A 25,422-nucleotide genomic window follows, 5' to 3' on the forward strand; every position below is an offset into this window, starting at 1 on the left:
AGGATCGGCCTCGTATGTCTGAGCTCACCCCGCCCCTGGAAAGCGCGCCGGACGCGCACCCGTTCACGACCGCGACCGGGAGCGACGTCCGCGTCCGCTTCTGCCCGTCGCCGACCGGGACCCCGCACGTCGGCCTCATCCGCACCGCCCTGTTCAACTGGGCGTACGCGCGCCACACCGGCGGCACGTTCGTCTTCCGCATCGAGGACACGGACGCCGCCCGCGACAGCGAGGAGAGCGTGGAGCAGATCCTCGACGCGCTGCGCTGGCTGAAGCTCGACTGGGACGAGGGCGTCGGAGTCGGCGGCCCGCACGGCCCGTACCGGCAGTCCGAGCGCACCGATGTCTACCTCGACGTGATCGCGCGCCTGACGGCCTCGGGGCACCTCTACGAGAGCTACTCCACGGCCGAGGAGATCGACGCGCGCAACGAGGCGGCCGGCCGCGCGAAGCAGCACGGGTACGACAACCACGACCGCGATCTCACCGAGGAGGAGCGCGCCGCCTTCCGCGCCGAGGGCCGCGCCCCGGCGCTGCGCCTGCGCGTGCCGGACGCCGACCTGTCCTTCGACGACCTGGTCCGCGGCCCGATCACGTTCCCCGCCGGCTCCTTCAGCGACTTCGTCGTGGTGCGCCCCAACGGCCAGCCGCTCTACACGCTGGTGAACCCGGTCGACGACGCGATCATGCAGATCACCCACGTGCTGCGCGGCGAGGACATCCTCCCCTCGACCGCCCGGCAGATCGCGCTGTACCACGCGCTGATCGACATCGGAGTGACGACCTTCGTCCCGCGCTTCGGGCACCTCCCCTACGTGATGGGCGACGGCAGCAAGAAGCTCTCCAAGCGCGATCCGTCCTCGAACCTCTTCCACCACCGCGACCGCGGCTTCATCCCGGAGGGCCTGGTCAACTACCTCGCCCTGCTCGGCTGGTCGCTCACGCACGACCGCGACGTCTTCTCGATCGACGAGATGGTCGCCGCCTTCGACGTCGCCGACGTGAACCCCAATCCGGCCCGCTTCGACCTCAAGAAGGCCGAGTCGATCAACGGCGACCACATCCGCCTCCTGGCCGTCGACGACTTCACCGAGCGGACGATCCCGTACCTCGTGGCGGCCGGAGTGCTCGCGGGCGAGCCGACCGCCGAGCAGCGCGCGGTGCTCGACGCCGCCGCGCCCCTCGTGCAGGAGCGGATCGGCCTGCTGGGGGAGGCCCCCGGGATGCTCGGGTTCCTCTTCACCTCCTCCGACGCGCTCGAGTACGACGAGGACGCGCTGAAGGGCCTGCCCGCGAACGCCGGCGAGGTGCTCGCCGCCTCGATCGGCGCTCTCGAGCTCGTCCCCGCGTCCGAGTGGCTGACGGCCTCGATCCAGGAGGCGCTCGCCTCCGCGCTGATCGAGGGCCTCGGCCTCAAGCCCCGCATCGCCTACGGGCCGCTGCGCACCGCGGTCTCCGGGCGCCGCGTCTCGCCGCCGCTGTTCGAGTCGATGGAGATCCTCGGCAAGCAGGAGTCGATCGCCCGCCTCGACCGCCTGGGCGCTCACCTCGGCGCCTCCCGGCAGGCCTGACCGTGGCGGAGACGGTCGGCGGACGCTACGACGTCGTCGTGATCGGCGGGGGCCCCGCCGGGCTCTCGACCGCGCTCAACCTCGTCCGGGCGCGCCGCAGCGTGCTGCTGCTCGACAGCAACCGCCCGCGGAACGCCGCGACCCTGCACTCGCACGGGTTCCTCACCCGCGACGGCATCTCGCCGCTCGAGCTGCGCCGCCTCGGCCGCGAGGAGTTCGAGCGCTACGAGGCCGCCGAGGTGCACAACGCCCTCGTCACGTCGGTCGAGCGCTCCGGCGGCGAGTTCGTGGTCGGCGCGCGCGGCGTGCGCGGCAGCGCGGACCGCTCCGTCGTCGCCACCGCCGTCGTGGTCGCCGCGGGACTGCTCGAGACGCCGCCCGCGCTCCCGAGCCTGCGCGCCTACTACGGCACCGTCGTGCACAGCTGCATGGAGTGCGACGGCTACGAGAAGGCGGGGGAGGCGCTCGCCCTGATCGGCGAGACCGACGACCTCGCGGAGCGGGCCATGCTCCTCTCGCAGTGGTCGACCGACCTGATCGTCTTCACCAACGGCGTCGGGACGGTGAGCGACGCCGACGAGTCGCTGCTGGCCTCGATCGGCATCCGGGTCGACCGGCGCCCGGTCGCCGACCTCGCCGGGGAGCGCGCCGAGATGACCGGCGTCCGCCTCGTCGACGGCGACGTCGTCCCGCGCACCGGGGCGTTCGTCCGACCCGTCTGGACGCCCGCGCTGGACTACCTGGACGCGGCCGGCCCCGACCGCGACGTCGACGGCTTCCTCCGCGTCGACGCCGGTGGCCGCACGTCCGTCCCCGGCCTCTACGCCGCCGGCGAGGTCACCCCTCCCGGCCCGCAGCAGCTGATCGTCGCCGCCGGATCGGGCGCCCAGGTCGCCTCCGCGATCAACCGCGACCTCGTCCGCGCCCGCCTCGGCGAGGCCGCCCCGGAGTCCGAGGGCAGCGTCGTCCGCGGCTCGATTTGAGCGGGATGCTCGCGTAGGGTACTGTCGTCTCTCGGCGCTCAGGTCTCGATCCGGTCGCCGCCTGGTCCCGGGATCACCTCCGGATGACCATTGGGGTATGGTGTAATTGGCAACACGGCTGATTCTGGTTCAGTTGTTCTTGGTTCGAGTCCAGGTACCCCAGCACTGATCTCCTCCGCGGCACTCCGCGCGACGCCCTCGTTCGTGGCGTCCTCCTCCGGGCCCGCCTCCCGCGAACCGCTCTCGGCGGCGACCGCAGTATCCCCCCTCCGGCCGACGCGGCCGTCCGAGGCGCTGTGACACGATGGAACCTGTACGTCTCTCAGGTACCCGCGTCTCGCGGGTCGGACGAAAGGTCGCCCGCCCATGGAACCGGATCTCCTCTGGATCGTCCTCGCCGGAGTCGCCGTCGGCGCACTCCTGCTGATCGCCCTCATCGGCTTCTTCCTCTTCCGCGCCTGGTACCAGGTGCCGCAGGCCGACGAGGCGATCGTGATCGTCGGGAAGAAGCAGAAGGGCGAGGACGGCCTCACCTCGAACATGACCGTCATCACCGGCGGCGGCGCGTTCGTGAACAAGCTGACCCAGCGGTCAGACCGCATCTCGCTGCGCTCCCGCCAGATCAAGATGGAGCCGGTCGCGCAGACCAAGAACGGCGTGACCATCCACCTCGCGGGCGTCGCCCTGGTCAAGATCGGGTCCACGGCCGACCAGGTCCGCGCCGCCGCCGAGCGCTTCGCGTCGCAGGACCAGTCCATCGACGTCTTCACGACCGAGCAGCTCGAGGGCGCCCTCCGCGGCGTCGTCGCGAAGCTCAGCGTCGAGGAGGTCATGCAGGACCGGCAGAAGCTGGGAGACGAGATCGCCGAGGGCATCAAGGGCGACCTGCTCGCCCAGGGCCTCGTGCTCGACTCCTTCGCGATCCAGGGCGTCACCGACCGCAACGGCTACATCGAGGCGCTCGGAGCGCAGGAGATCGAGCGCGTCCGCCGCGAGGCCGACGTCGCGCGGATCAACGCGGCCCGCGAGGTCAAGGCTCGTCAGCTGGCCACGGACGAGGCGAACCTGATCGAGCAGACCGCCTACGACAAGAACACCGCCGCCGCGAAGTCCGAGGTCGGCCGCGCCAACGCCGAGGCCGAGCAGGCCGAGAACCTGGCCCGCGCCGAGCGCGAGCAGGCCGTCCTCGTGCAGCGCGCCGAGAACCGGCAGGCCGAGCTCGACGCCGACGTCAAGCGCGTCGCGGACGCCGAGAAGTACCGCCGTCAGACCGAGGCCGACGCCGACGCCTACGGACGCGAGAAGAAGGCCGAGACGGACCGCCAGGTCGCGCAGCAGGTCTCGGACGCCGAGGCCTACGCCGTCCAGCGCCAGGCGGAGGCGCGCCAGGCGTCCGCCGCCGCCGAGGCCGCCGCCGTGAGCGCCCGCGCCGAGGCCGAGGCCCACGCACTGCGGGCCAAGGCGGGCGCCGAGGCCGAGGCGCTGCGCGCGAACGCGACCGCCGAGGCGGAGGCCATCCGTGCGAAGGGCGAGGCGAGCGCGGCGGCCATCGCGGCCGAGGCGGAGGCGCTCCGCGAGAACCAGGAGGCGATCCTGGGTCGCGAGCTCATCGGGCAGCTGCCCTCGCTCATGGCCGAGTTCGCGAAGGGCTACCAGAACGTCGGCTCGGTGACGCTGATCGGCGGCGACACCGCCGGCACCCACATCGCGCGCGAGCAGGCGGCGGGTCTCGCCGCCACCTTCGACAGCGTCAAGTCGGCGACCGGCGTCGACCTCGGCGCGATCCTCCAGGGCCAGGCCTTCGGCCGGGGGATGGCGACCGGCGGCACCGTCGTTCCGACCGGCGCGTCGGTGGCGACGGGATCGGGTGACGCCCCGCGTCCGTCCGGCACCGGCGACCCGACCGCCGTCGCCTCCACGAGCTGACCGCAGGGTCCCGCCGATCCCCGGCGGTTCCACCATCGCCGCCGTGCTCGTCGGTGGGCGCCCGTCGGCGTCCGCCCTCGAGCACGGCGTGCGGCGTTCTGCGCGACCGGGTCGTGCCCCTGCCCGGCGTCGAGCGGCCCCGCTCAGGCCAGCGGCTTGCGCATCTGCAGGGACGTCGTCTCGTAGCCGAGCGACTCGTACAGAGCCCGCGCGGCGGTGTTGAAGCCGAACACGTTCAGCGCGAGGGCGGAGCCGCCCTGGGAGCGGACGTGCGACTCCGCGAGCAGCATCGCCGCCCGGCCGAGGCCGCGGCCGCGCTCGGCGGCGTCGATCTGCACGTCCCAGACGTACCCGACGCCCTCGAGTCCGCTCGGGTGCGGGCCGAGCCAGAGCGACCCGACCGCGCGGCCGTCCTCGGAGACGAGGAGCACGTCGTGCCCGGCGGCGGGGGAGCCGCCCGGGAAGTACTTCTCGTACGAGGCGTCGGCGTTGCGGGTCGCGGCCGCCTCGTCGTCGCCCGCCCGCATCCGGTCCTCGATGTACGCCGAGCGCTGGACCCGCATCCAGGCGGCGAGAGCGGCGGCGGGCATCGGCTCGAGCGTGACGGTCATAGCCTCACGATCCCACTCCTCACCGCCCCCCCGCGATCGATCCGTCGCGAACGGCCCGCAGGGGATCCGCGGACGGGCCGCTCGCGACGGATCGCCGCCGGCCCGGATCAGTCCGGGGTCCGCTCCGCGTGCTTCCGCTTCCCCAGGCGGGTGGCGAGGAACAGCAGCGTCCCCACGACCACGTAGCCCGCTGTCGCCAGCCAGACCACGCCCGTCTGCTGCGTCAGCAGCACCACGCTCGCGATGGTCGCGAGCACCGGCACCACGCGCGGCACGGAGTAGTGGGCGTGGTCGACGCGGTCCTTCTTCAGCACCAGCACCGAGACGTTCGCCGCGATGAACACCAGCAGGAGCAGCAGCACCGTCGTCTCGGCGAGGGTGCCGACGTCGCCGATGAGGCTGAGCAGCATCGTCACTCCGCCGACGACCACGATCGACACCCACGGCGTGCGGCGGCCCGGGAGCACCTTGCCGAAGGCGCTCGGCAGCAGCCCGGAGGTGGCGAGCCCGAAGCCGACCCGCGACGCCATCACCATGAACAGCAGAGCGCCATTCGCGATGGCGACGAGCGCGATCAGGCCGAACAGCCACGGCGGCACCGCCACTCCGCTCGCCGCGACCACGTCCAGCAGGGGACCGCTGGAGGCCGCGAGCTCGTCGTTCGGCAGCACGATCACGGCGCCGAGCGCGATCAGGAGGTAGACCACGGCCGCGGTGATCAGCGCACCGAAGAGGGCCCGCGGGTAGACCTTCGAAGGGTTCCGCACCTCCTCGGCCATGTTCGCCGCGGCCTCGAAGCCGAGGAACGAGAAGAAGGCGACGATCGAGGCGGCGAACGCCCCCTGCAGCGGAGCGACGTCGGGGTTGAACTCGAGCACGCGGGAGGCGTCGCCGTCGCCGGAGCCGAAGAAGACCGCGGCGCAGACGATGACGATGACCAGTCCGCTCACCTCGATCACCGAGGCGACCAGGTTCGCGGTCAGCGACTCCTTCACACCGCGCAGGTTCACCAGGGTGAGGATCGCGATGAAGACGATCGCGGTCGGGATCGGCGGCACGTCCAGCAGAGCCCCGAGGTAGTCGCCCGCGAACGCGTTCGCCAGGGAGGCCGCCGTCGTGATGCCGGAGGCCATCATCAGGAAGCCGATCAGGAACGAGAGGTACGGCTTCCCGAACGCGCGGTCCACGTAGCGCGCCGCCCCTCCGGCGTGCGGGTACTTGGTGATCAGCTCGGCGTACGTGCCCGCGGTGAGCAGGGCGACGACCAGCGCGATCAGCAGCGGCAGCCAGATCACGCCGCCCACGTCCTCCGCCATCGTGCCGACCAGGGTGTAGATGCCGGCGCCGAGTGTGTCGCCCACGATGAAGGCGAACAGCAGCGGCCCGGTGATCACCCGCTTGAGCGACGCCTTCCCGGGAGCGGTCTCGGCGGTGTCCGTCGTGTCGGTCATCCGGACACTCCACCGAAGCGGAGGGTCCGAGCGCAAGCCTCGCCGCCCGATCGCTGCGAGATTTCTCATCATCGCGACCCGTGTGGCAGGGGCCCGGGCGGCGAGGACTCCCACAGCACGCGGATCCCGGGACTCGGGCGATCGGCCGCATCAGAGGGAGCGGACCCGGTGCGCACAGGGTGAACAGGGGGCGACCGCGCGTGCCGCCGCGCGCCCGCACTGGGTAGGCTGGAGCGCTTCGTCGTGAGTGGAGCGGTCGCGGAGGAATCATGGGCAAGAAGCGCAACCAGGGACGATCCGGAGGCGGTCAGAGCGGGTCCGGCGGTCAGGGCGGCGGCCGCACGGCCGAGACCGCGCTGATGGTGCGGTTCCGCAGCTGGTACCGCTCGCACCTCGCCGAGGTGGGCATGCAGCACGAGCACCTCGAGGCCGACGAGGCCGTCGAGGTGCTGACCGACCTCTTCGCGATGACCCGCGACCTGCGCCCGCGCGGCTCCTTCGCCCAGCCCGACGCCGAGCTGCTCGAGGCCGTCTTCGACCAGATCGAGGCAGACCTGTCGGGGGAGGAGAGCGAGGCCGACCTCGACGACACCCTCTTCACCGTCGCCGAGGTCGTCGAGCACTTCCTCGACTTCCTCACCGACGAGGACCTCTGGACCGGCACCGACGAGGAGCTGGACGAGTGCCAGGCCGTCCTCGACGAGGTCCTCGACCTCGCCGGCTCCTTCGTGGAGGCCGTGCTCGACGACCTCGCCGAGCTCGACGAGGTCCCGGCCGAGGAGCAGCTCTCCGCCGTGCGCGCGACCGCTCTCGTGCACGCCGCCGACGTCGTGGTCGAGCACCTCGCCGCCGACGACGGCGCGACCCTCACCGAGCGCGCCGCCCGCGAGATCGCGGTCGAGGCGGGCATCTCCTCCGCGGGATCCACCCCGAGCGACGACTCCGTCCGCATCCCGGTCTCGGCCTGGTGGGACGCGCTGGTCGGCTCGGCCGTGCTCGAGCAGGAGGGATCCGCCGCAGGTCTCGGCGAGGCCGCCGTGCTCTGGCGCAGCTCCGACGCGCACGAGGCCGCCGCCGAGCGCATCGCCTACGTCGCCCGCTTCCTCGAGCAGTGGATCCTCAGCGCCCAGACCGCGCTGGCGGCCGCCGACACCGAGGACGGCGCCTTCTCCCCGGAGGAGCGCGCGGTCACCACCACCGACGCCGTGCTGGTCCGCATCGCGGTCGCCTGCCAGGCCGAGATCCACCCGGGCCTGGTCGTCGGTGAGCTGGTCGACGAGCTGGCCGCCGACTCCGGAGTCTCGCTCGACGAGGCCCTCGACGAGCGCGAGCGCATGGTCGGCACGGCCGAGCGGATGCTCGACGACACCGCCGAGCTCGGGCTGCTGCTGCACTCGCCCGAGTTCGGCTACGCGGTGCCGGAGGGCCTCGCGCCCGTCCTCGCCTCCGTCGTCCGCGCGACGGTCGTCCTCCTCGGCGAGCGCGAGGCCACCCGCCTCGAGATCCTCGACGAGGCGACCCAGGACACGGCGACGGCCTACGCGCTCCACGTCGCCCTGCTCGGGACCAAGCCCGTCGTCTGGAGGCGCCTCGAGCTCTCCTCCGAGTCGTCGCTGCGCGATCTGCACCTCGCGCTCCAGCTCTCGCTGGGCTGGACCGACGCGCAGCCGCACTACTTCAGCGTGGGCGTGCCCGACGAGGAGCAGGCTCCGATCGGCTCGCCGTCCGACGCGGAGGAGTTCGGCGCCGACCTCGTGGACGAGGCGGGCGTCGCGCTCGCCGAGGTGCTCGAGCAGGAGCAGGACGAGCTCTTCTACGTCTACGACCTCGAGGACGAGTGGCGCCACGTCATCCGCCTGGAGGCGATCGCGCCGCTGTCGACGGCTCTGCCGCGCTGCACGGGCGCGCGCGGCGCGGCTCCGCTCGACGTGCCGGGAGGCCCCGCGGCCTGGGCCGACACGGTGCGGGCGGCGACCGACCCGTCCTCGGCCGACCACGCGGAGGCGCTCGAGGCACTCGGCCTCGCCGCCGGAGCCTCGTTCGATCCGGCCGCGGTCGACGTCGACGGCATCAACCGCTCGCTCGGACTCCTGCGCTCCGCCGTCTGACGCCCCGCCGCAGGGCATCACCGGAGGAGGCCCCCGCTCCCGCTCACCGCCGGCGGCGGAGGCCTCCTCCGGTGTCGGGCGTCACGGGGTGAGCAGCAGCTTGCCGATGTGGCCGGAGGAGCGCATCACGTCGTGCGCCCGCTCGGCCTCGGCGAGCGGGACCACCTCGTCCACCACCGGGCGCACCGTCCCGGCGGCGACCAGCGGCCAGACCTCCGCGCGCACCTGCGCGACGATCGCGCGCCGCTCCTCGAGGGGCCGGGCGCGGAGAGTCGTGGCGTGCACCGCCCCGCGCTTGCGCATCAGCACCCCGAGGTCGAGCGAGCCCAGCGCGCCGGACTGGTTGCCGATGAAGACCACGCGCCCGCCCACGGCCAGCGCCTCCAGGTCTCGCGCCAGGTAGTCGCCGCCGACGGGGTCGAGGATCACGTCGACGCCGCGCCCGCCGGTCGCCTCGCGGATCCGCTCGACGAAGTCCTCCTCGCGGTAGTCGATCAGGACGTCGGCGCCGAGCGCGCGGCACGCCTCGAGCTTGCGGGCGCTGCCGGCCGTGACGGCGACGCGGGCGCCGAGGGCGGCGGCGATCTGGATGCCCGTGGTCCCGATCCCGCTCCCGCCGCCGTGGAGGAGGACGGTGTCGCCGGATCCGAGCCCGGCCACCATCACGAGGTTCGACCAGACGGTGGACGTCGTCTCCGGGAGGGCGGCGGCCGAGACGAGGCCGACGCCGTCCGGCACCGGCAGCACCAGGCCCGCGTCGACCGCGACGTACTCCGCGTAGCCGCCGCCGGAGAGCAGCGCGCAGACCTCGTCGCCCTCCGCGAACCCGGTCGCGTCCTCGCCGAGCGCGACGACCGTGCCGGACACCTCCATGCCGAGGATCTCGGAGGCGCCGGGCGGCGGCGGGTAGACCCCGCCGCGCTGGCCGAGGTCGGCGCGGTTGACGCCGGCGGCCGCCACGCGGACGAGGACCTCGCCGGGTCCGGGGGAGGGCGTCGGCACCTCCTCCAGCACGAGTCGGGAGTCGGGGCCGGGGTTCTCGATGCGGATCGCCTGCATGAGGGGGATGCTACGCCGCGGGCCTCGGCGCTCGCGGTGCTCCCGTCCGGCGAGGGGCCGGCTCAGCGCTGCTCCGCCAGGAACGCCAGCACCGCGTCCTTGAAGCCCCGCGCGGGCACGGTGCTGGTGTGGTCGCGGCCGGGGACGCTCACGAACCGCGCCCCCGCCTCCGCCGCCAGCAGCTCTCCGCCGGGAGCGATCGGATCCGCGCCGCCGGTCACGAGCAGCGTCGGCAGGTCGGGGTGCCGCCCGTGCTCCGGGTGCGCCCCGCCGCGGACGCCGTCGGCCACCGCCACCAGCGCCGCGAGGTCGTTGCCCTGCACGCCCTCCGCCATGCCGATGAAGGCGCGGGTGAAGCCGTCGTCGATCTCGCCGCCGGAGGCGACGCGGGCCCGGGCCGCCTCCGCGTCGAAGGAGCGGAGGGGCTCGCCCACCGTCAGCCCGCCGAGGCTCAGCGATGCGAGCCGCTCCGGGTGCTCGAGCCCCAGCACCCAGCTCATCCGGGCGCCGAGGGAGTACCCGAGCACGTGGGGCGCGTCGAGGTCGTAGGAGTCGAGCACCCGCACCAGGTCGGCCACCATGGCGTCCACGCTGTAGGAGTCGGAGTGGTGCGGCTTCTCGCTCGCGCCGTGCCCGCGCTGGTCGAGCGCGACGACGCGGTACCCGGCCCGGTGCAGCGTCCGCAGCCAGCCCGACGTCTCCCAGTTGAGCACGGCGTGGGAGGCGAAGCCGTGCACGGCGAGGACGGTCGGGGCGCTCTCCTCGCCGACGGAGTAGGTGGCCAGCCGCACTCCGTCGTCGGCCACGACGTAGACGGGCGGAGGGAAGGCGATCACTCCACCACCCTGCCCGCCGCCGCGACGTGGAGGGGGGCACCGCGCCGCGGACACGCCGGGCGGAGTCCCAGGAGCGGAGAGCCGCCGTGCCCGGTGTCCCCGGACGGTCAGCGCGGCGGACGGGTGGAGCGGGCGAAGGGCACGGCGATCCAGAGGCGCACGGTACGGCCCTGGCCGGACCGGACTCCGAGGACGACGCACAGCACGAGGTTGAGCACGGCCAGCGCGAGGATCGCCGAGATCGTCGCGAGCGGCCAGTCGGCGCCGAGCGAGTCGCGCACCGACACCAGCGCGAGGTGCAGCGGGACCAGCATCAGCTGGAGCGCGAGGTAGGTGAGCTGCCAGTTGACGGCGACCAGGCCGTTCCGGTCGCTGAGGGTGCCGATCCGCCGCCGCGACCCCCACACCATCACGGTCGCCGTGAGGGAGATCACGGGGGAGATCACCACGAAGCCGGCGAGCGCCGAGAGCCCGGCGAACCAGACGGCCCGGGCGCCCTTGCGGTCCCGGGTGCGGTGCCGCAGCTCGTCGTCGTCCATCGTCGCCGCCTCCTCGCGCCGGGACCAGTCTCGCACCCGCCCCCGCCTCGAGGCGGGGGATCGCCCCCGAGTTCCGGGGGTTCCCCGGATGGGGCGGGTCCGGGCTCGTCCGTAGCGTGGAGGCATCGCCGGAGCACACCGGCAGCACCGCCGGCCCGCCCGGCGGGACCGCATCCCGCCGGGCGACCGGCACCCGAGAAGGAGCACACCGTGACCACCGACGACCGCACCGCCCGCCTCTCCACCCCCGCCGACGAGCAGCCGACCGTGGACCTGGGCGCGACCGCCGTCCTCACCGAGGAGCGGCCGTCCGCCGGGGAGCGCCCCGCCGCCGAGGAGCCCGCCTCCTCGCAGCAGGCCCGCGCCCCCTACGGCACCCCCGCCGTCCCGCCCGCGTCCGCCGCCGCCCCGTGCCCCGGCGATAGGCTGGCCGCGCAGTTCGCGAGCCCCCTGCACCCTCCGGGGCCGCACGACGACAGCAACGGAGCTGGACGTGACCCTCGCACCGAGCACCCTCCCCGACCGCGACCCGGAAGGCAGCGCCCTGGACGACACCGAGACCCCCGCCACGCGCACCGAGAGCGACTCCCTCGGCTCGATGGAGATCCCCGCCGAGGCCTACTGGGGCATCCACACGGCGCGGGCCCTCGACAACTTCCCGATCTCGAAGCGCCCCATCTCGATCTACCCCGATCTCGTCCGGTCCCTCGCCACGGTCAAGCTCGCGGCCGCCCGGGCGAACACCGAGCTCGGCAGCCTCGCCCCCGCCAAGGCCGAGCTGATCGAGACCGCGTGCCGCCGCATCATCGACGGCGAGTTCCACGACCAGTTCGTGGTCGGGGTGATCCAGGGCGGCGCCGGCACCTCGACGAACATGAACGCGAACGAGGTCGTCGCCAACGTCGCACTCGAGATCGGCGGCTTCGAGCGGGGCGACTACGCCCACCTGCACCCCCTCGACGACGTCAACCGCAGCCAGTCCACCAACGACGTCTACCCGACCGCGATCAAGATCGCGATGACCTGGTCGCTGCGCCGCCTGCTCGACGAGCTGGCGCTGCTGCGCGAGTCGTTCTCCCGCAAGGCGGTCGAGTTCGGCAGCGTCCTGAAGGTCGGCCGCACGCAGCTGCAGGACGCGGTGCCGATGACGCTCGGCCAGGAGTTCCACGGCTTCGCGACGACCCTCGGCGAGGACCACGCCCGCCTCTCCGAGACCATCTGGCTGCTCGCCGAGGTCAACATCGGAGCCACCGCGATCGGCACAGGCATCACCGCCGATCCGCGCTACGGCGCGGCCGCTGTCCGCCACCTCAACGAGATCACCGACCTCGACCTCGAGATGGCGCAGGACCTCGTCGAGGCGACGAGCGACACCGGCGTCTTCATGTCGTTCTCGAGCGCGCTCAAGCGCTCCGCGATCAAGCTGTCCAAGATCTGCAACGACCTGAGGCTCCTCTCCTCGGGCCCTCAGGCCGGCTTCGGCGAGATCAACCTGCCTCCGCGCCAGGCGGGATCCAGCATCATGCCCGGCAAGGTGAACCCGGTCATCCCCGAGGTGGTCAACCAGGTCGCCTACTCGGTGGCCGGGGCCGACGTCACGGTCACGATGGCGGCCGAGGCGGGTCAGCTCCAGCTCAACGCCTTCGAGCCGGTGATCGCGCACTCGCTGCTGCAGAGCATCACCTGGATGACGCAGGCCTGCAGGACGCTCCGCGAGAACTGCATCGACGGCATCACCGCGAACGTCGACCGGCTCGAGGCCATGGTCGCCTCCTCGGTCGGCGTCGTGACGGCGCTCACCCCGAGCATCGGCTACACCGCGTCCGCCGCCCTCGCGAAGGCCGCCCTCGCGACCGGCCGCAACATCGCCGACCTGGTGGTCGAGGCGGGGTTGATGTCGCGCGAAGAGGTCATGAGGCTCATCTCGCCGGCCCGACTCTCGGGCATCGAGGCGATGACCGCGGCGCTCCCGATCATCGACCCCGCGCCGGAGGCGTGACCGCGGCCGCGAGGCGCGCCCCGGCGTAGCTGCGCCAGGGCGCCCAGCGGCGTCCGGTCTCGGTCAGCGCGCGCTCGCCGGAGGGCAGGCCGAGCGCCGCCGCGCCCCGCCGGAGCACGGGATCCCCGGTGAGCAGGACGTCGGGATCTCCGGTCGCCCGCTGTGCCACCTCGGCCGCCGTGGCCGCGTCGATCCCGGGGACCGCCAGCAGCTGCTCGGCGAGCTCCTCCCGGTCGGCGTCGAGCCGCAGGGCTCCCTCGGCGAGCAGCGTGCAGGTCCGCACCAGCACGTCGGCGGATCCGCGGAGCACGTCGGCGGCCTGCTCGGCGATCACCGCGGGGGAGGGGAAGGCGCGTGCGATCGATCCGCTCGCCACGGACTCCGGGAGCGTCGCGCCGAGCGCTGTGACCAGCCGTGCGGCCTCCCGCCGGCCGAGCAGCGCGCGCACCAGCGTCTCGGCCGGATCGACGGAGCCGGGCACGCGGACACCGGGGCGGGCGGCGACGCTCGGAGCGAGTGCGGGATCGGCCGCGAGGGCCTCGTCCACGGCCCGGGCGTCCGCGTCCAGGTCGAGAACCCGCCTCACCCGGGCGACCAGCGGCCCGACGTCGGCGACGGAGACGAGCGTCGCGCTGCAGCGGACGCTCTCCCCGTCCGCCGCCAGCCGCACCAGTGCCGCGCCCCCGGGCAGGACGAGCGAGCGCGCGTAGCCGCCGGGGGACGCCTCCTCGATGCCCGGGAGCGCGGCGCCGCCGAGCACGTCGAGCACCCCGGGATCGAACGGAGCCCGCACTGCCAGCCGGAGCTCCAGCGTGGTCGCGCCGTCGTGGACGCTCGCCTCGGAGCGAGTGCCGCGGGCCGAGGCGCGCAGGGCCGTCGGGGTCCGCTCGTACACCTCCGCCAGGGTCGCGTTGAACTGCCGGATGCTCGTGAAGCCGGCGGCGAAGGCGACGTCGGACACGGGCAGGTCGGTGCTCGTGAGCAGGAGCCGGGCGGTCTGGGCGCGCTGGGCGCGAGCGAGGGCCAGCGGAGGCGCGCCCAGCTCCTCGCGCAGGATGCGGCCGAGGTGGCGCGCGCCGTAGCCGAGCCGGGCGGCCAGCCCCTCGACCCCCTCGCGGTCGACCACTCCGTCGGCGATCAAACGCATGGCGCGCGCCGCCGTGTCGTCGCGCAGGTTCCACTCGGGGGAGCCGGGGACAGCGTCCGGCAGGCAGCGCTTGCAGGCGCGGAGCCCCGCCTCGTGCGCGGCGGCGGCCGTCGGGTAGAAGCGCACGTTCGCGCGCCGCGGCGTGATGGCGGGGCAGCTCGGACGGCAGTAGATGCCGGTGGAGTGCACGCCGGTCAGGAACCGCCCGTCGAACCGGGAGTCGCGGGAGGCGACGGCGCGGTAGCGCTCCTCGAAGAGCGGATCGGAGTCGGGCACGCCTCGAGCCTCGCACGCGGCGACGTCGAGCAGGAGCGGGAATCGGACACGGGCGTCCGCACCCCGGCCCTCCTCCACTCGCCCGGCGCGTGTCAACCGCCGACAGCGCACCCCGCCCGTGCCCTACTGTCGGCCCCATGAGCGCCTATCCGCCGCCCGCACCGCCCGCCACCGCCCGCCCCTCCGTCGTGCCGACCGTGCTCGGCTCGATCGGCGTGGCGCTCCTCGGGATCCTGCTGCTGCTCGTGCTCGCCTACGTGGTTCTCGGACTCGGCGTCAGCGCCGCGGGGATCTGCGCGGTCATCGCCCTCGTCCCGCTGACCGTGGTTCTGCTGGGCGTCCGCTGGGTCGACCGGTGGGAGCCGGAGCCAGCGCTGGGCCTGTGGTTCGCGTTCCTCTGGGGCGCGGCAGGGTCCGTCGCGATCGCGCTCCTGGTCGACCTCGGCGTGCAGATCGCCGTCTACGCGTCCGGGCAGCAGCCGAGCGGATCCGACTTCGTCGGCGCCGTGATCCAGGCGCCGCTGGTCGAGGAGACGGCCAAGGGGATCGGCGTCCTCCTCGTCCTGCTGATCTGGCGCCGGACCTTCGACGGGCCCGTCGACGGCATCGTCTACGCGGCCGTCGTCGCCTCCGGGTTCGCCTTCGTCGAGAACATCCTCTACTTCGGCAGCGCGCTCGTGGAGGGCGGTCTCGGCTCGCTCGCCGTGACCTTCTTCCTCCGCGGGGTGCTCTCGCCCTTCGCGCACGTGCTCTTCACCGCCTGCACGGGCGCGGCCCTCGGCTTCGCCTCGAACCGGCCCGCCGTCGCGCGGCTGCCCATCGCCCTGCTCGGGCTGGCGCTCGCCGCGTTCCTGCACGCGCTCTGGAACGGCTCGTCGTTCCTGGTGTCCGACTGGTTCGGCTTCTACGGCGTGGTCCAGGTGCCGCTGTTCGCGGTGGCCGTGGTCGTCGTGGTGCTGCTGCGCCGGCAGGAGCGGCGCGTGACGCTCCAGCGGCTCGACGACTACGCCGTCGCCGGCTGGCTCTCGCCGGCCGAGGTGCGGATGATCGGCACCGCGGAGGGGCGCCGCACCGCCGCCCGCTGGGCCCGGAGCGCGGGAGGGGACCGGCCGCGGGCGATGCGGGACTTCCTCCGCTCGGCGACGCGGCTCGCGCACCACCGGCAGCACCTCCTGCTCGGCCGCGGCGGACGCACCGGAGCGGTCGACGAGCAGGTCCTGCTCGACGAGCTCGTCGCCCGCCGGGCGGTGCTCACCCGCTGAGCCGGGGCCGCCCCCGCTCAGCCCCGGCGCGCTAGGCGGAGGCGCTGCGCACGCGGCGCTCGCCGGCCGTCACGGGCACGCCGAGCCGGTTCTGCGCGGGCGGCAGCGGGCAGTTGTAGTGGGGCGAGAAGCCGCACGGCGGGATGTACGCCCGGTTGAAGTCCAGGAGCACCGGACCGGGGGTGCCCGCGTCGGCCGCGCCGCCGATCCGCTGCACGACGAGGAAGCGGCCGACGGGGTAGCTCGCGAGCTCCGGGTCGTCGCTGCGGTTGGTCGGATCGCCGAACGGGACGAGGAGCGTGCCGCCGTCGTCGAACGCCGCGACCGTGTACTCGCGGGCGCGCCCGTCGTCCACGAGCGAGAAGGTGATGTCGCCGGGCACGACGAGCTCGCGGGTGGCGCCGTTGTCGCGCAGGTGCTCGAACGGGACGGTGCGGTCCTCGGCGACCGGCTCGAACCACGCCTCGAGCACCCAGGCGGCGTCGAACGGGAAGGTCTCGATGGCGTCGAAGGAGCGGATGCCGTCGGAGGCCGCGTCCCAGACGCGGTAGCCGTACTCCGGCTCGCCGGTGTCGAGGTTCTCGCGGCGCATCCGCGTCAGGGTCGCCGAGGGGCCGTAGCCGGTCAGCGCCTGCTCGTCGTCGACGCTCTCGCCGGGCTCGAGCCAGCGCGTCTCGACGAGGGCGAGATCGCCCCGGGGTCCGGTGACGCGCTCGACGCGTCGGGCGAGCCACGACTCCCAGCCGGCGCGCGCCGACTCCGTGAGGTCGATCGAGGCGCGGGAGGGGGCGGTGACGCTGCTGCTCGGAGTGGCCATGGGGCGTGCAACGCGGGGCCGTCCGGTTCTCTTCCCGGTCGATGACCGGACGGCGGACGGGCTCCCGCGAGAAAGAGCTCGACGCCCTGCGGCAGCGGCAGGGCCGGCTGCTCGGACGGGGCGTCGAGCTCTTCGTGAGAGAGAGGATGCTCCTCCGCGGCGCCGAGCGCAAGAGGCATCCGGATCCCGCTGTCGGGACGGGCCGCTTCGGATCGCTCGGTAGACTGGACCGCCTGTTTTCCCGCGGCCCCCGGAGCGCATCCCGCGCCTCCCGGCCCGCGGCGGCGGACCCTCGGAAGGCGGACGATGACGGACGGCAGCACTGTGCAGGCCACCGAGCTCTCTCGGGAGCGCGACTACGTGGCGGCGCTCTACGCCCGCCTCGACGAGCTGATCGCCCAGGCCCGCGAGGCTCTGGACACGGTCCGCATCGAGAGCGTCGGCGGCAACCACCAGAGCCGCTCCGAGCGCGACGCCTATGCGCGGCTCTACGAGGACCGCATCCGCTCGCTCACCGGCGCCGACGACCGGCTCGCCTTCGGCCGGCTGACGCTCGCGGACGCCGACGCCGAGCACCGCTACATCGGCCGGATCGGCCTGCGCGACGAGGAGCAGGACACGCTGCTGCTCGACTGGCGCGCCCCGCAGTCGGCCGCGTTCTACCAGGCCACCGCCGCCCGGCCGATGGGGACGCGCGCCCGGCGCCACCTCACCACTCGGGGCCGCGAGGTCCTCCGCTTCGAGGACGAGGTCTTCGACGAGGAGCTGCTGCGCGAGGGCACCGTGCTGCAGGGCGAGGGCGCGCTCATGGCGGCCCTCGGTGCGCAGCGCACCGGCCGGATGCACGACATCGTCGCGACCATCCAGAGCGAGCAGGACCGCATCATCCGGTCCGAGCTGCGCGGCGTGCTCGTCGTGCAGGGCGGGCCGGGCACCGGCAAGACCGCGGTCGCCCTGCACCGGGCCGCCTACCTCCTGTACTCCTACCGCGACCGCATCGCCTCCTCCGGCGTGCTCGTGGTCGGCCCCTCGCGGTCCTTCCTCCGCTACATCGAGGCGGTGCTGCCCTCGCTCGGCGAGACGGGCGTCGTCCTCTCGACGCTCGGCCAGCTCTACCCGGGCCTCGACCTCGTCGAGGAGGACGTGCCCGCGGTCGCCCGCGTGAAGGGCTCGGCGCGGATGGCGGAGCTGCTCAAGCGCGCGGTCCGCTCCCGCCAGACCGTCCCGGCCGAGACCCAGGTGCTCGACGTCAACGGCGAGAAGCTCCGTCTGGAGCCGCAGGACGTGGAGCGCGCGATCACCCGCGCGCGCGACACCCGCAAGCCGCACAACGAGGCGCGCGTCTCCTTCGTCAAGACGCTGCTCTCGCAGCTCACCCGCCAGCTCGCCGATCAGCTGCGGAGCCACGGCAGCACGGTCGACGAGGCCGACGAGGCGGTGCTGCGCGAGGACGTGCGGACCGCCCACGACGTCCGCGTCGCTCTCAACACCGCGTGGATCCCGCTGACCCCCGAGAAGCTGCTGCAGGACCTCTACGCCCGTCCGAACTGGTTCGCGACCCTCACGCCGCGCTGGACCGCCGCGCAGCGCTCCCTCCTCCGCCGAGACCGTGACGCTCCGTTCACGGTCTCCGACGTACCGCTGCTCGACGAGGCCGCGGAGCTGCTCGGCGCCTACGACGACCACGCCGACGCCTCGAAGAAGGCCGAGAAGGAGCAGCGCAAGCGCGACGTCGAGAACGCGGAGGCCGCCATCCGCAACATGGGCGTCGACGGCCTCGTCAACGCTAAGGACCTCGCGGCCGGCTTCGCCGAGCGCTCGGTGCTCGGCACCACCGCCGAGCGGGCCGCGGCCGACCGCACCTGGACCTACGGGCACGTCGTGGTCGACGAGGCGCAGGAGCTCTCGCCGATGCAGTGGCGGGTGCTGCTGCGCCGCTGCCCGATGCGCTCGTTCACGATCGTGGGCGACGTCGCGCAGGCGTCCGGCGCCTCCGCCGCCTCGAGCTGGGACGCCGCGCTCCGCGACACCTTCGGCCGCCAGGGCCGGGGAGTGGAGGCGGCGCCGTGGCGCCTGGAGGAGCTGACGGTCAACTACCGCACGCCCGCGCAGATCGTCGCCTTCGCCGAGCGGACGGCGCGCGAGAACGGGCTGGAGATCACGCCGGGGGAGGCCGTGCGCTCCACCGAGTGGCCGGTGCGGACGATCCGCGACCGCGGCGACGCGAGCCTCGCCGAGCGCGTGCTGGCGGCCGTCGTCGAGGACCGGGCGATCGAGGCGGAGGGGACGCTCGCGGTCATCGCGCCCGACGACGACCTCGCCGCGATCGCCGAGCGCCTCGAGGAGCGGTTCGGCCGGGAGGTGGGCCGCGGAGCGACCGGGCTCGACCGCGCGATCGCCGTGCTGTCGACGAACGACGCCAAGGGGCTCGAGTTCGACTCCGTGATCATCGCCCGCCCTCGCCTCATCGCGCAGACCGGCGAGCGCGGCGCCGCATCGCTCTACGTCGCGATGACCCGGCCGACGCAGCGCCTCACGCTCGTGGAGTGAGTGCTCGCAGCCCGCTCCCAGACTCCGCTCCCGAGCGCCGTAGGATCGAGGCATGAGCAGCGAGAACCTGACCAAGCCCGAGGTCGACGCCCCTGAGGGCCCGGCCCCCGACACCCTCGTCGTCGAGGACATCGTCGTCGGCGACGGCGCCGAGGCGCAGCCCGGCTCGACCGTCGAGGTCCACTACCTCGGCGTCGAGTACGACACCGGCGAGGAGTTCGACTCCTCCTGGAGCCGCGACCAGTCGATCAACTTCCCCCTCAACAACCTCATCCGCGCCTGGCAGCAGGGCATCCCGGGGATGAAGGTCGGCGGCCGCCGCAAGCTGATCTGCCCGCCCGCGCTGGCGTACGGCCCGGCCGGCGGAGGGCACCCGCTCTCCGGCAAGACCCTGATCTTCGTGATCGACCTGCTCGGCACCGAGTAGCTCCGAGCGCACGACGAAGGCGCAGCTCCTAACGGGGCTGCGCCTTCTTCACGCGGTCGACCAGCTCGCGCCAGGCTCCGTCGAGCTCGGTCTCGCCGAGGCGGACGAGGTGCGTCTGCACGCGGATCTCGTAGACGAAGCGGTCGGCCCGGCCGGGGGACTCGCCGTCGGCGGCGTCCCAGGGGAGAGAGCCGAGCAGGTCGCGCCACGCGCCCTCGTCGGGCTGCTGCTCGACGTCGACCCGCCACACCCGGCGTAGGCCGGCGAATCCGCCGCTGCGCGACACGATGACGTCCATGCGCGCGATGCTACCCGCCTCCGCCCTCGATCGGACCGGCTCAGGCGGACAGGGTCACGCCGACCGTCGTCCAGCCGGTGCGCACGGCGGCCTCGACCTCGGAGCCGGAGCCGTAGCGCTCGGCGGCGGCCTGCACGGTGAGCGCGGCGAACGCCTCGAAGTCGGCCGTCGCGGTGAGGACGCCCCCGGTCAGCACGTCGTACCAGACCTGCCCTGCGCGCTCCCACGCCTTCCCGCCGAGGGTCGTCGCCGCCACGGCGAACGCGCGGTTGGGGATCCCCGAGTTGATGTGCACTCCGCCGTTGTCGTCGTCGGTCTCGACGTAGTCGGCCATCGAGCCCGGCTGCGGGTCGGAGCCGAGGACGTCGTCGTCGTACGCGGTGCCGGGGGCGATCATCGACCGCAGGGCCGTGCCCTGCACCTCGTCGGTGAAGAGCCCCTCGCCGATCAGCCAGCTCGCCTCGTCGGCGCTCTGGCCGGCGCCGTACTGCTCCAGCAGGGCTCCGAACACGTCCGAGACCGACTCGTTGAGCGCTCCGGACTGGCCGCGGTAGACGAGGTTCGCCGTGTACTCGGTGATGCCGTGGGCGAGCTCGTGGCCGATCACGCTCTGCGAGACGGTGAAGCGGCGGAACACCTGGCCGTCCCCGTCGCCGAAGACCATCCGCGAGCCGTCCCAGAAGGCGTTGTCGTAGTCGTCGCCGAAGTGCACGGTCGCGTCGAGCGGCAGCCAGGCGTCGTCGATCGAGTCGCGGCCGTACGCACCCTGCAGGAAGGCCGACATCGCGCCGAGGCCGTCGTACGCCTCGTCGACGGCCGCGTCCCCCGTGGCCGCCTCGCCCTCGCGGCGGACGACCGTGCCGGGCAGGGTCTCCTCGGTCCGCGCGTCCGCGATGGTGCGCTGGAGCGACTGCACGCGGGTGCGCGGCGAGGACGTCGCGGTGGCGGTCGGCGCCCCGCGGTCGGGCGCGGGCTCTCCGGGCCGGACGCGCCGGAACGGCACGTCCTGCTCGAGCGAGCGGCTCGCGGCCCGCGCGGCCCGGGCGAAGGCCGGATCGTCGAGGCGGGCGATGCGGACGAGGAGGTACGGCGGCACGACGGTTCGTCTCATGCCCCGATCCTGGCACCGACGTCCGACACGGTCCCGGGCTCGCCCGGCGGGCCCGCATGCGGTAGCACCGAGCGGTAGCGTGAGCGCGACGAGCGGTTTCCAGCGATCCGGGGCCAGGCCCCGAGGACGACGAGGGCGGACATGGGCATCATCACGCGGGGCTTCTTCGGCAAGAGGGAGGCGGACCCGGACCTCCCGCCGGGCCAGCACCTCGAGAACGGCTTCCCCGTCCTCTCGATCGGGCCCACCCCGAACATCCACGAGTGGGCCTTCTCGATCGACGGCGGCCCCGCGGGCGTGCGCCGCTGGAACCGGGAGGAGTTCGACGCGCTCCCGCACGAGGACGTCCACACCGACATCCACTGCGTGACCCGGTGGTCGAAGCTCGGCACCAGCTGGCGCGGCGTCTCGGTCGACACGCTGCTGGAGGGCCTGGAGACGGACGCCGGCTTCGTCATGGCGCAGAGCTTCGGTGGCTACACGACGAACCTCCCGCTCGCCGAGATCCGAGGCGGGAGGGCCTGGGTCGTCACCGAGTTCGAGGGGAAGCCCCTCGCGGCCGAGCACGGCGGCCCCGCCCGGCTCCTGGTGCCGCACCTCTACTTCTGGAAGAGCGCGAAGTGGGTCCGGACGCTCCGCCTGATGCCCGGCGACGAGCCCGGCTTCTGGGAGCAGAACGGCTACCACATGCACGGGGACCCCTGGAAAGAGGAGCGCTACTGGTGATGTGGACGGAGGCGGTGGCCGAGTCGGTCGCGCCGCTCACGCCCACGTCGCGCCTCCTGGTGCTCCGCGTGCCCGGGTGGCCGGGCCACCTGGCGGGGCAGCACCTCGACGTGCGCCTCACCGCGCCCGACGGCTACCAGGCGAGCCGCTCCTACTCGATCGGCGCCCCGGCCGACGGGGAGCGGGTCGAGCTCGCGGTCGAGCGGCTGGACGACGGGGAGGTCTCCCCGTACCTGGTTGACGGCCTCGAAGCGGGCGACCGGCTCGAGATCCGCGGTCCGATCGGCGGCTGGTTCGTCTGGCGTCCGGAGCAGGCGGAGCCGGTGCAGCTGATCGCGGGCGGGAGCGGCGTGGTGCCGCTGATGGCGATGGCGCGCGAGCACGCCCGGTCCGGGAGCGCGGCGCGGATGCAGCTGCTCTACTCGGTCCGCTCGCCCGTCTTCGCCTACTACCGCGAGGAGCTGGCGGCGCTCGCCGAGCGGCCGGCCGCGACGGGCGGAGTCGCGGTGGACCACGTCTTCACCCGGGCGGCGCCGGCGGGAGCGGCGCGTCCGGCCGGCCGCGTCACTCCGGAGCTGCTCGCCGAGGCGGCTCTGCCGGCCCCGCTCGAGCCGACCGTCTACGTGTGCGGCCCGACCTCGTTCGTCGAGGCCGTCGCCACCGCCCTGGTCGAGCAGGGCCACGCGCCCGAGCGCGTCCGCACCGAGCGCTTCGGCGGCGCCTGACGCCTGTCCCCGCGAGGCGCCGCGCCCCGGCGGCGCCCCGGGGGGAGGGATCACTCGAAGGAGACGGTGCGGTTCTCGCCGATGTCGGGCTGTCCGCCGGTGACGGCGGCCTTGAGGACCTTGAACAGCACCACCGGACGCGGCTCGTCGGTCGCCCACAGCTCGACGGTCTCGGCCTTGACGCGGATCAGCGCGACGGTCGGGTCGTCCTTGCCGTCGGGGAACCAGCCGGCGACGGCCGGGGACCACAGCTCGTCCACCTTCGCCGGGTTGTGCACGACGGTCGCCGAGCCGGCCACCGACAGGTAGCCCTTCTTCGACTCGAACGCGACGTTGACGCTCGGGTTCGCGCGGATGTCGTCGACCTTGGGCGACGGGTCCTGCGTGAAGAACCACAGTTCGCCGTCGAAGTCGATGTCCTGGGCCTTGAGCGGACGGCTGACGAGCTGCCCGGTGGCGTTGACGGTGGTGAGGAGCCCGATCCCGGCGCTCTTCACCATCTCGGTGATCTGCTCGCGGTCGTCGGAGTCGGCGGGAGTGATGTCGGTGTCGGTCATGGTGCCGACGCTACGCGGACCGCGCGCCGCCGCAAGGGGTGGCGACGCCTCCCCGCGCGTGTCTAGCGTCGAGGCATGGACACCGAATCGACGTACACCGCCATCCTCGACAGCGGAGCGGAGCAGGAGAGCATCCGCCTCGAGATAATCGACGGCTCCCCGCAGCGCTCCTTCACCCGCCTGGCCGACATCGACGGCGAGGAGGTCGAGGTGGTCTGGGAGCTGGAGCCCGACGACGACGGCTTCCACGTCTACCGCCCGGTGCGGGTCGAGGGCCGCGACGACGACAGCGGACTGGTCTCGGACGACCGGCTGACCGACGGCGGCGGCGCCGACGCGGCCTCCGGAGACTGATCCCCGGCGCGCTCGTCCGCCGGCCTGAGCCGAGCGGGCGGGCGCGCTGTCCCGTCCGCCTCGAGGGAGACGCCCCTCCGCTCAGGCCGTCGGGTGGAGGGCGTCGTACGCGCGGAACCCCGGCCGCAGGCGCAGCACCGCGGCGAGGATCGCGATGATCGCGAGCCCGCCCGCGAGCGGCGGCAGCCAGAGCAGCGCGAGCGAGGCGAGCAGTCCCGTGTAGAGGTCGCCGACCCGCGGGCCGCCCGTCACCGCGACGATGAACACGCCCTGGAGACGACCCCTCATGTTGTCCGGGACCGCGGTCTGCAGCATCGTCTGCCGGAAGATCGAGCTGACGTTGTCGGAGGCGCCCGCGCCGGCCAGGGCGACCGCCGCCAGCGCGATGAGCCCCGCGTTCGGCGCCGACGCGTCGTGCTGCACGAGCGCGGCACCGAGCAGGACCGCGCCGAACGCGACGACGAACGCTCCGTACACCTGGATCGAGCGGCCGATCGCGAGGCCCTGCCGGCGGACCCCGGTGAGCCGGCCGGAGAAGACGCCGCTGATCAGCGCCCCGATCGCGAACGCGGCCGTGAGGGCGCCCACCGTCACCGCGCCTCCGCCGAGCAGCACGGCGGCGGCCGCCGGGAAGATCACGCGCGGCTGTCCGAAGGTCATGGCCACGATGTCGACCAGGAAGGACATCCGGATGTTCGGGGCGCCCTTCAGGAAGCCCAGGCCGTAGCGGAGGGACTCCAGCCCCGGCCGCTGCCGCTCGCCCTCGGGCACGAGCGCCGGCAGCCCCGCGATGCCGAGGAACGCGGCGAGGAACAGCACGACGTCGATCGTGTACGTGATCGCGAAGCCGGAGGAGGCGACCAGCACGCCGGCGAGGGCGGGCCCCACGGTCACCTCGACTCCGCTCGCGATGCCGCCCAGCGCGGCGGCGGCGGGGACCAGCTCGGTGCGGAGCAGCCGCGGAGCCAGCGTCATCCGGGTGGTCACGATCACCGTCGTCGCCACCGCGTTCACGGCGGTGAGCACGTAGAGGGAGAGCGGGGTCTCGGCGCCGAGCCAGGCGAGGGCCGCGATCCCCGCGGTCGAGCCCCAGGCCACGACCGCGGCGAGCAGGAGCACCAGGCGGCGGTCGAACGCGTCGGCGAGCATCCCGCCGTAGAGGCCGGCGATCACGGTCGGGACCAGCGCCACCACGCCGACCAGCGCGACCGCGAGGGTCGATCCGGTGAGCTCGTAGATGTGCAGGCCGACCGCGACGATCGTCATCTGGCCGCCGATGCCCGAGATCACGTTGCCGGCCCAGAGCCGGGCGAAGGCCGGGGACTCGCGGAGGGGGGAGACGTCGAGGACGTGGCTGCGCCGGGGGGCGCGGGGGGTCTGGCTCACTCGCTCCATTCTGCTGACTCCGCCGCCCCGGCGGGCCGCGTCGCGCCGATCCGGGGGCTCAGGGGTCATCCCCTAGGGTGAGAGGCATGAGCACGTCATCCGACGGCGCGCCCGGGCGTCAGGGTCCTCCTGCCCCGCGAGCAGCCGGAGCCGCCCCCTCGCGACGCTCGATCCGCACCGCCGCCGAGGCGGGCGCGCGTCGCGCGGCGGCCGCCACGGGCGGTCGGCGCAGCTCCACGGGCGGCGTCCGCGCCGGAGCCGCTCGGACCGGTGCCACGGCCTCGGGAGCTCGCGGTTTCCTCCGCCGCTACGGAGCCGGGATCGTCTCGGTCCTCCTGGCCGTCCTCGCCGTCCCGCTGTCGTTCTTCGTCTGGTACGCCCTGATCTCGCTCGGCGCCTACCCGGGCGACCAGGCCGTCAGCGACCTGCTGGTCGGCGTGCTCTACACCGCGCTCGTGCACGCGGTCCTGCTCGCCGGGATCCTGCTCGCCGTCTCCACCCTCCGCGCCCGGCGTCGCGAGAAGCGCCCGCCGATCGCCGGCTGGATCGGCGTGGTCCTCAACGTCCTCGTGCTCGTCTACTGGCAGCTGCTGGTCTCGCCGTGGCTCGTCGTGCTCTGGAACCGGGCCACCGGCTCCTGATGCCGCCCTCCCTCTGGTAGAGTCGTCCGGTTGCCGTTCGACGGCCGCGGATCAAGAGAGCC

At 73.7% G+C, this 25,422-nt stretch carries 23 protein-coding genes and 1 tRNA gene; 13 read left to right on the forward strand and 11 right to left on the reverse strand.

Annotated features, from left to right (window positions below):
* Positions 1 to 14 precede the first annotated feature (14 nt).
* The 4 genes from gltX (at position 15) to C5C95_RS02880 (ending at position 4,480) form a co-directional block, all read left to right on the forward strand.
* Positions 15 to 1,571 carry a glutamate--tRNA ligase gene (gltX, locus tag C5C95_RS02865; protein ID WP_104223519.1) on the forward strand — a complete coding sequence of 519 codons (1,557 nt, stop codon included), beginning with the start codon at positions 15 to 17 and terminating at the stop codon, positions 1,569 to 1,571.
* 2 nt (positions 1,572 to 1,573) lie between these two features.
* The gene (locus tag C5C95_RS02870) at positions 1,574 to 2,554 is read left to right on the forward strand and encodes an NAD(P)/FAD-dependent oxidoreductase (protein WP_181125527.1); all 981 of its coding nucleotides are present in this window, start codon (positions 1,574 to 1,576) and stop codon (positions 2,552 to 2,554) included.
* A 91-nt stretch (positions 2,555 to 2,645) separates the two neighbouring features.
* Positions 2,646 to 2,717, forward strand: a tRNA-Gln gene (locus tag C5C95_RS02875).
* 203 nt (positions 2,718 to 2,920) lie between these two features.
* Entirely contained in the window at positions 2,921 to 4,480 is a 1,560-nt protein-coding gene (locus C5C95_RS02880; protein WP_104257243.1) for an SPFH domain-containing protein, read from the forward strand.
* Positions 4,481 to 4,623: 143 nt separating this feature from the next.
* Here C5C95_RS02880 and C5C95_RS02885 read toward each other — a convergent pair whose 3' ends face one another.
* Together C5C95_RS02885 and C5C95_RS02890 are read right to left on the reverse strand one after the other, a co-directional pair.
* The gene (locus C5C95_RS02885; RefSeq protein WP_104250154.1) at positions 4,624 to 5,091 is read right to left on the reverse strand and encodes an N-acetyltransferase; all 468 of its coding nucleotides are present in this window, start codon (positions 5,089 to 5,091) and stop codon (positions 4,624 to 4,626) included.
* 107 nt (positions 5,092 to 5,198) lie between these two features.
* A complete protein-coding gene (locus C5C95_RS02890; RefSeq protein ID WP_104226270.1) occupies positions 5,199 to 6,542 on the reverse strand; it encodes an APC family permease in 1,344 nt (447 codons plus the stop codon).
* A 269-nt stretch (positions 6,543 to 6,811) separates the two neighbouring features.
* On the opposite strand from C5C95_RS02890, the gene C5C95_RS02895 reads away from it, so the two are divergent.
* Entirely contained in the window at positions 6,812 to 8,650 is a 1,839-nt protein-coding gene (locus C5C95_RS02895) for a plasmid pRiA4b ORF-3 family protein (protein WP_104287957.1), read from the forward strand.
* 81 nt (positions 8,651 to 8,731) lie between these two features.
* On the opposite strand, the gene C5C95_RS02900 is transcribed toward C5C95_RS02895, so the two are convergent.
* From C5C95_RS02900 to C5C95_RS17295, 3 genes are all read right to left on the reverse strand, one after another.
* Positions 8,732 to 9,709 carry an NAD(P)H-quinone oxidoreductase gene (locus tag C5C95_RS02900; RefSeq protein WP_104323750.1) on the reverse strand — a complete coding sequence of 326 codons (978 nt, stop codon included), beginning with the start codon at positions 9,707 to 9,709 and terminating at the stop codon, positions 8,732 to 8,734.
* A 62-nt stretch (positions 9,710 to 9,771) separates the two neighbouring features.
* The gene (locus C5C95_RS02905; protein WP_181125534.1) at positions 9,772 to 10,545 is read right to left on the reverse strand and encodes an alpha/beta fold hydrolase; all 774 of its coding nucleotides are present in this window, start codon (positions 10,543 to 10,545) and stop codon (positions 9,772 to 9,774) included.
* A gap of 107 nt (positions 10,546 to 10,652) precedes the next feature.
* Positions 10,653 to 11,120, reverse strand: coding sequence for a DUF4870 domain-containing protein (locus C5C95_RS17295; protein WP_181027172.1), 468 nt, complete (start codon positions 11,118 to 11,120; stop codon positions 10,653 to 10,655).
* Between the two features lie 508 nt (positions 11,121 to 11,628).
* Here C5C95_RS17295 and C5C95_RS02915 point away from each other — a divergent pair.
* Entirely contained in the window at positions 11,629 to 13,083 is a 1,455-nt protein-coding gene (locus C5C95_RS02915; protein WP_258060401.1) for an aspartate ammonia-lyase, read from the forward strand.
* On the opposite strand, the gene C5C95_RS02920 is transcribed toward C5C95_RS02915, so the two are convergent.
* Positions 13,058 to 14,506 carry an Ada metal-binding domain-containing protein gene (locus C5C95_RS02920; RefSeq protein ID WP_181125536.1) on the reverse strand — a complete coding sequence of 483 codons (1,449 nt, stop codon included), beginning with the start codon at positions 14,504 to 14,506 and terminating at the stop codon, positions 13,058 to 13,060. The genes C5C95_RS02915 and C5C95_RS02920 overlap by 26 nt on opposite strands.
* Before the next feature lie 137 nt (positions 14,507 to 14,643).
* Here C5C95_RS02920 and C5C95_RS02925 point away from each other — a divergent pair, with 137 nt between their 5' ends.
* Positions 14,644 to 15,768, forward strand: coding sequence for a PrsW family intramembrane metalloprotease (locus C5C95_RS02925; RefSeq protein ID WP_104233243.1), 1,125 nt, complete (start codon positions 14,644 to 14,646; stop codon positions 15,766 to 15,768).
* Positions 15,769 to 15,799: 31 nt separating this feature from the next.
* Here the strand turns inward: C5C95_RS02925 and C5C95_RS02930 are convergent, their stop codons facing one another.
* A complete protein-coding gene (locus C5C95_RS02930) occupies positions 15,800 to 16,585 on the reverse strand; it encodes a DUF1684 domain-containing protein (protein ID WP_104323754.1) in 786 nt (261 codons plus the stop codon).
* Between the two features lie 306 nt (positions 16,586 to 16,891).
* Here C5C95_RS02930 and C5C95_RS02935 point away from each other — a divergent pair, with 306 nt between their 5' ends.
* Together C5C95_RS02935 and C5C95_RS02940 are read left to right on the forward strand one after the other, a co-directional pair.
* Positions 16,892 to 19,135 (forward strand): UvrD-helicase domain-containing protein, encoded by a 2,244-nt coding sequence (locus C5C95_RS02935; protein ID WP_104250162.1) that lies wholly within the window; start codon positions 16,892 to 16,894, stop codon positions 19,133 to 19,135.
* Positions 19,136 to 19,187: 52 nt separating this feature from the next.
* On the forward strand, positions 19,188 to 19,562 hold the full coding sequence (locus tag C5C95_RS02940; RefSeq protein WP_104224823.1) for an FKBP-type peptidyl-prolyl cis-trans isomerase: 375 nt from the start codon (positions 19,188 to 19,190) through the stop codon (positions 19,560 to 19,562).
* A gap of 28 nt (positions 19,563 to 19,590) precedes the next feature.
* On the opposite strand, the gene C5C95_RS02945 is transcribed toward C5C95_RS02940, so the two are convergent.
* Together C5C95_RS02945 and C5C95_RS02950 are read right to left on the reverse strand one after the other, a co-directional pair.
* The gene (locus tag C5C95_RS02945) at positions 19,591 to 19,860 is read right to left on the reverse strand and encodes a protealysin inhibitor emfourin (RefSeq protein ID WP_104295176.1); all 270 of its coding nucleotides are present in this window, start codon (positions 19,858 to 19,860) and stop codon (positions 19,591 to 19,593) included.
* A gap of 40 nt (positions 19,861 to 19,900) precedes the next feature.
* Positions 19,901 to 20,971 carry a M4 family metallopeptidase gene (locus C5C95_RS02950; protein ID WP_104224821.1) on the reverse strand — a complete coding sequence of 357 codons (1,071 nt, stop codon included), beginning with the start codon at positions 20,969 to 20,971 and terminating at the stop codon, positions 19,901 to 19,903.
* A 141-nt stretch (positions 20,972 to 21,112) separates the two neighbouring features.
* On the opposite strand from C5C95_RS02950, the gene C5C95_RS02955 reads away from it, so the two are divergent.
* Together C5C95_RS02955 and C5C95_RS02960 are read left to right on the forward strand one after the other, a co-directional pair.
* Positions 21,113 to 21,697 (forward strand): molybdopterin-dependent oxidoreductase, encoded by a 585-nt coding sequence (locus C5C95_RS02955; protein WP_104224820.1) that lies wholly within the window; start codon positions 21,113 to 21,115, stop codon positions 21,695 to 21,697.
* Positions 21,697 to 22,422 carry a ferredoxin reductase gene (locus C5C95_RS02960; RefSeq protein WP_104255556.1) on the forward strand — a complete coding sequence of 242 codons (726 nt, stop codon included), beginning with the start codon at positions 21,697 to 21,699 and terminating at the stop codon, positions 22,420 to 22,422. The genes C5C95_RS02955 and C5C95_RS02960 overlap by 1 nt, the downstream gene beginning before the upstream one ends.
* Positions 22,423 to 22,472: 50 nt before the next feature.
* Here the strand turns inward: C5C95_RS02960 and C5C95_RS02965 are convergent, their stop codons facing one another.
* Complete coding sequence (locus tag C5C95_RS02965; RefSeq protein ID WP_104323755.1) at positions 22,473 to 22,979, reverse strand: pyridoxamine 5'-phosphate oxidase family protein; 507 nt, start codon at positions 22,977 to 22,979, stop codon at positions 22,473 to 22,475.
* Positions 22,980 to 23,054: 75 nt separating this feature from the next.
* Between C5C95_RS02965 and C5C95_RS02970 the strand changes: the two genes are divergently transcribed.
* Positions 23,055 to 23,333 (forward strand): hypothetical protein, encoded by a 279-nt coding sequence (locus C5C95_RS02970; protein ID WP_104323756.1) that lies wholly within the window; start codon positions 23,055 to 23,057, stop codon positions 23,331 to 23,333.
* Positions 23,334 to 23,414: 81 nt separating this feature from the next.
* On the opposite strand, the gene C5C95_RS02975 is transcribed toward C5C95_RS02970, so the two are convergent.
* Positions 23,415 to 24,719, reverse strand: a complete 1,305-nt coding sequence (locus tag C5C95_RS02975) for an MFS transporter (protein ID WP_258072611.1) — start codon at positions 24,717 to 24,719, stop codon at positions 23,415 to 23,417.
* Positions 24,720 to 24,805: 86 nt separating this feature from the next.
* Here C5C95_RS02975 and C5C95_RS02980 point away from each other — a divergent pair, with 86 nt between their 5' ends.
* The gene (locus C5C95_RS02980) at positions 24,806 to 25,360 is read left to right on the forward strand and encodes a hypothetical protein (protein WP_104224815.1); all 555 of its coding nucleotides are present in this window, start codon (positions 24,806 to 24,808) and stop codon (positions 25,358 to 25,360) included.
* The last annotated feature ends 62 nt before the right edge of the window (positions 25,361 to 25,422 follow it).

Source organism: Rathayibacter sp. AY1B7 (assembly GCF_002932735.1).
Lineage (GTDB): Bacteria > Actinomycetota > Actinomycetes > Actinomycetales > Microbacteriaceae > Rathayibacter.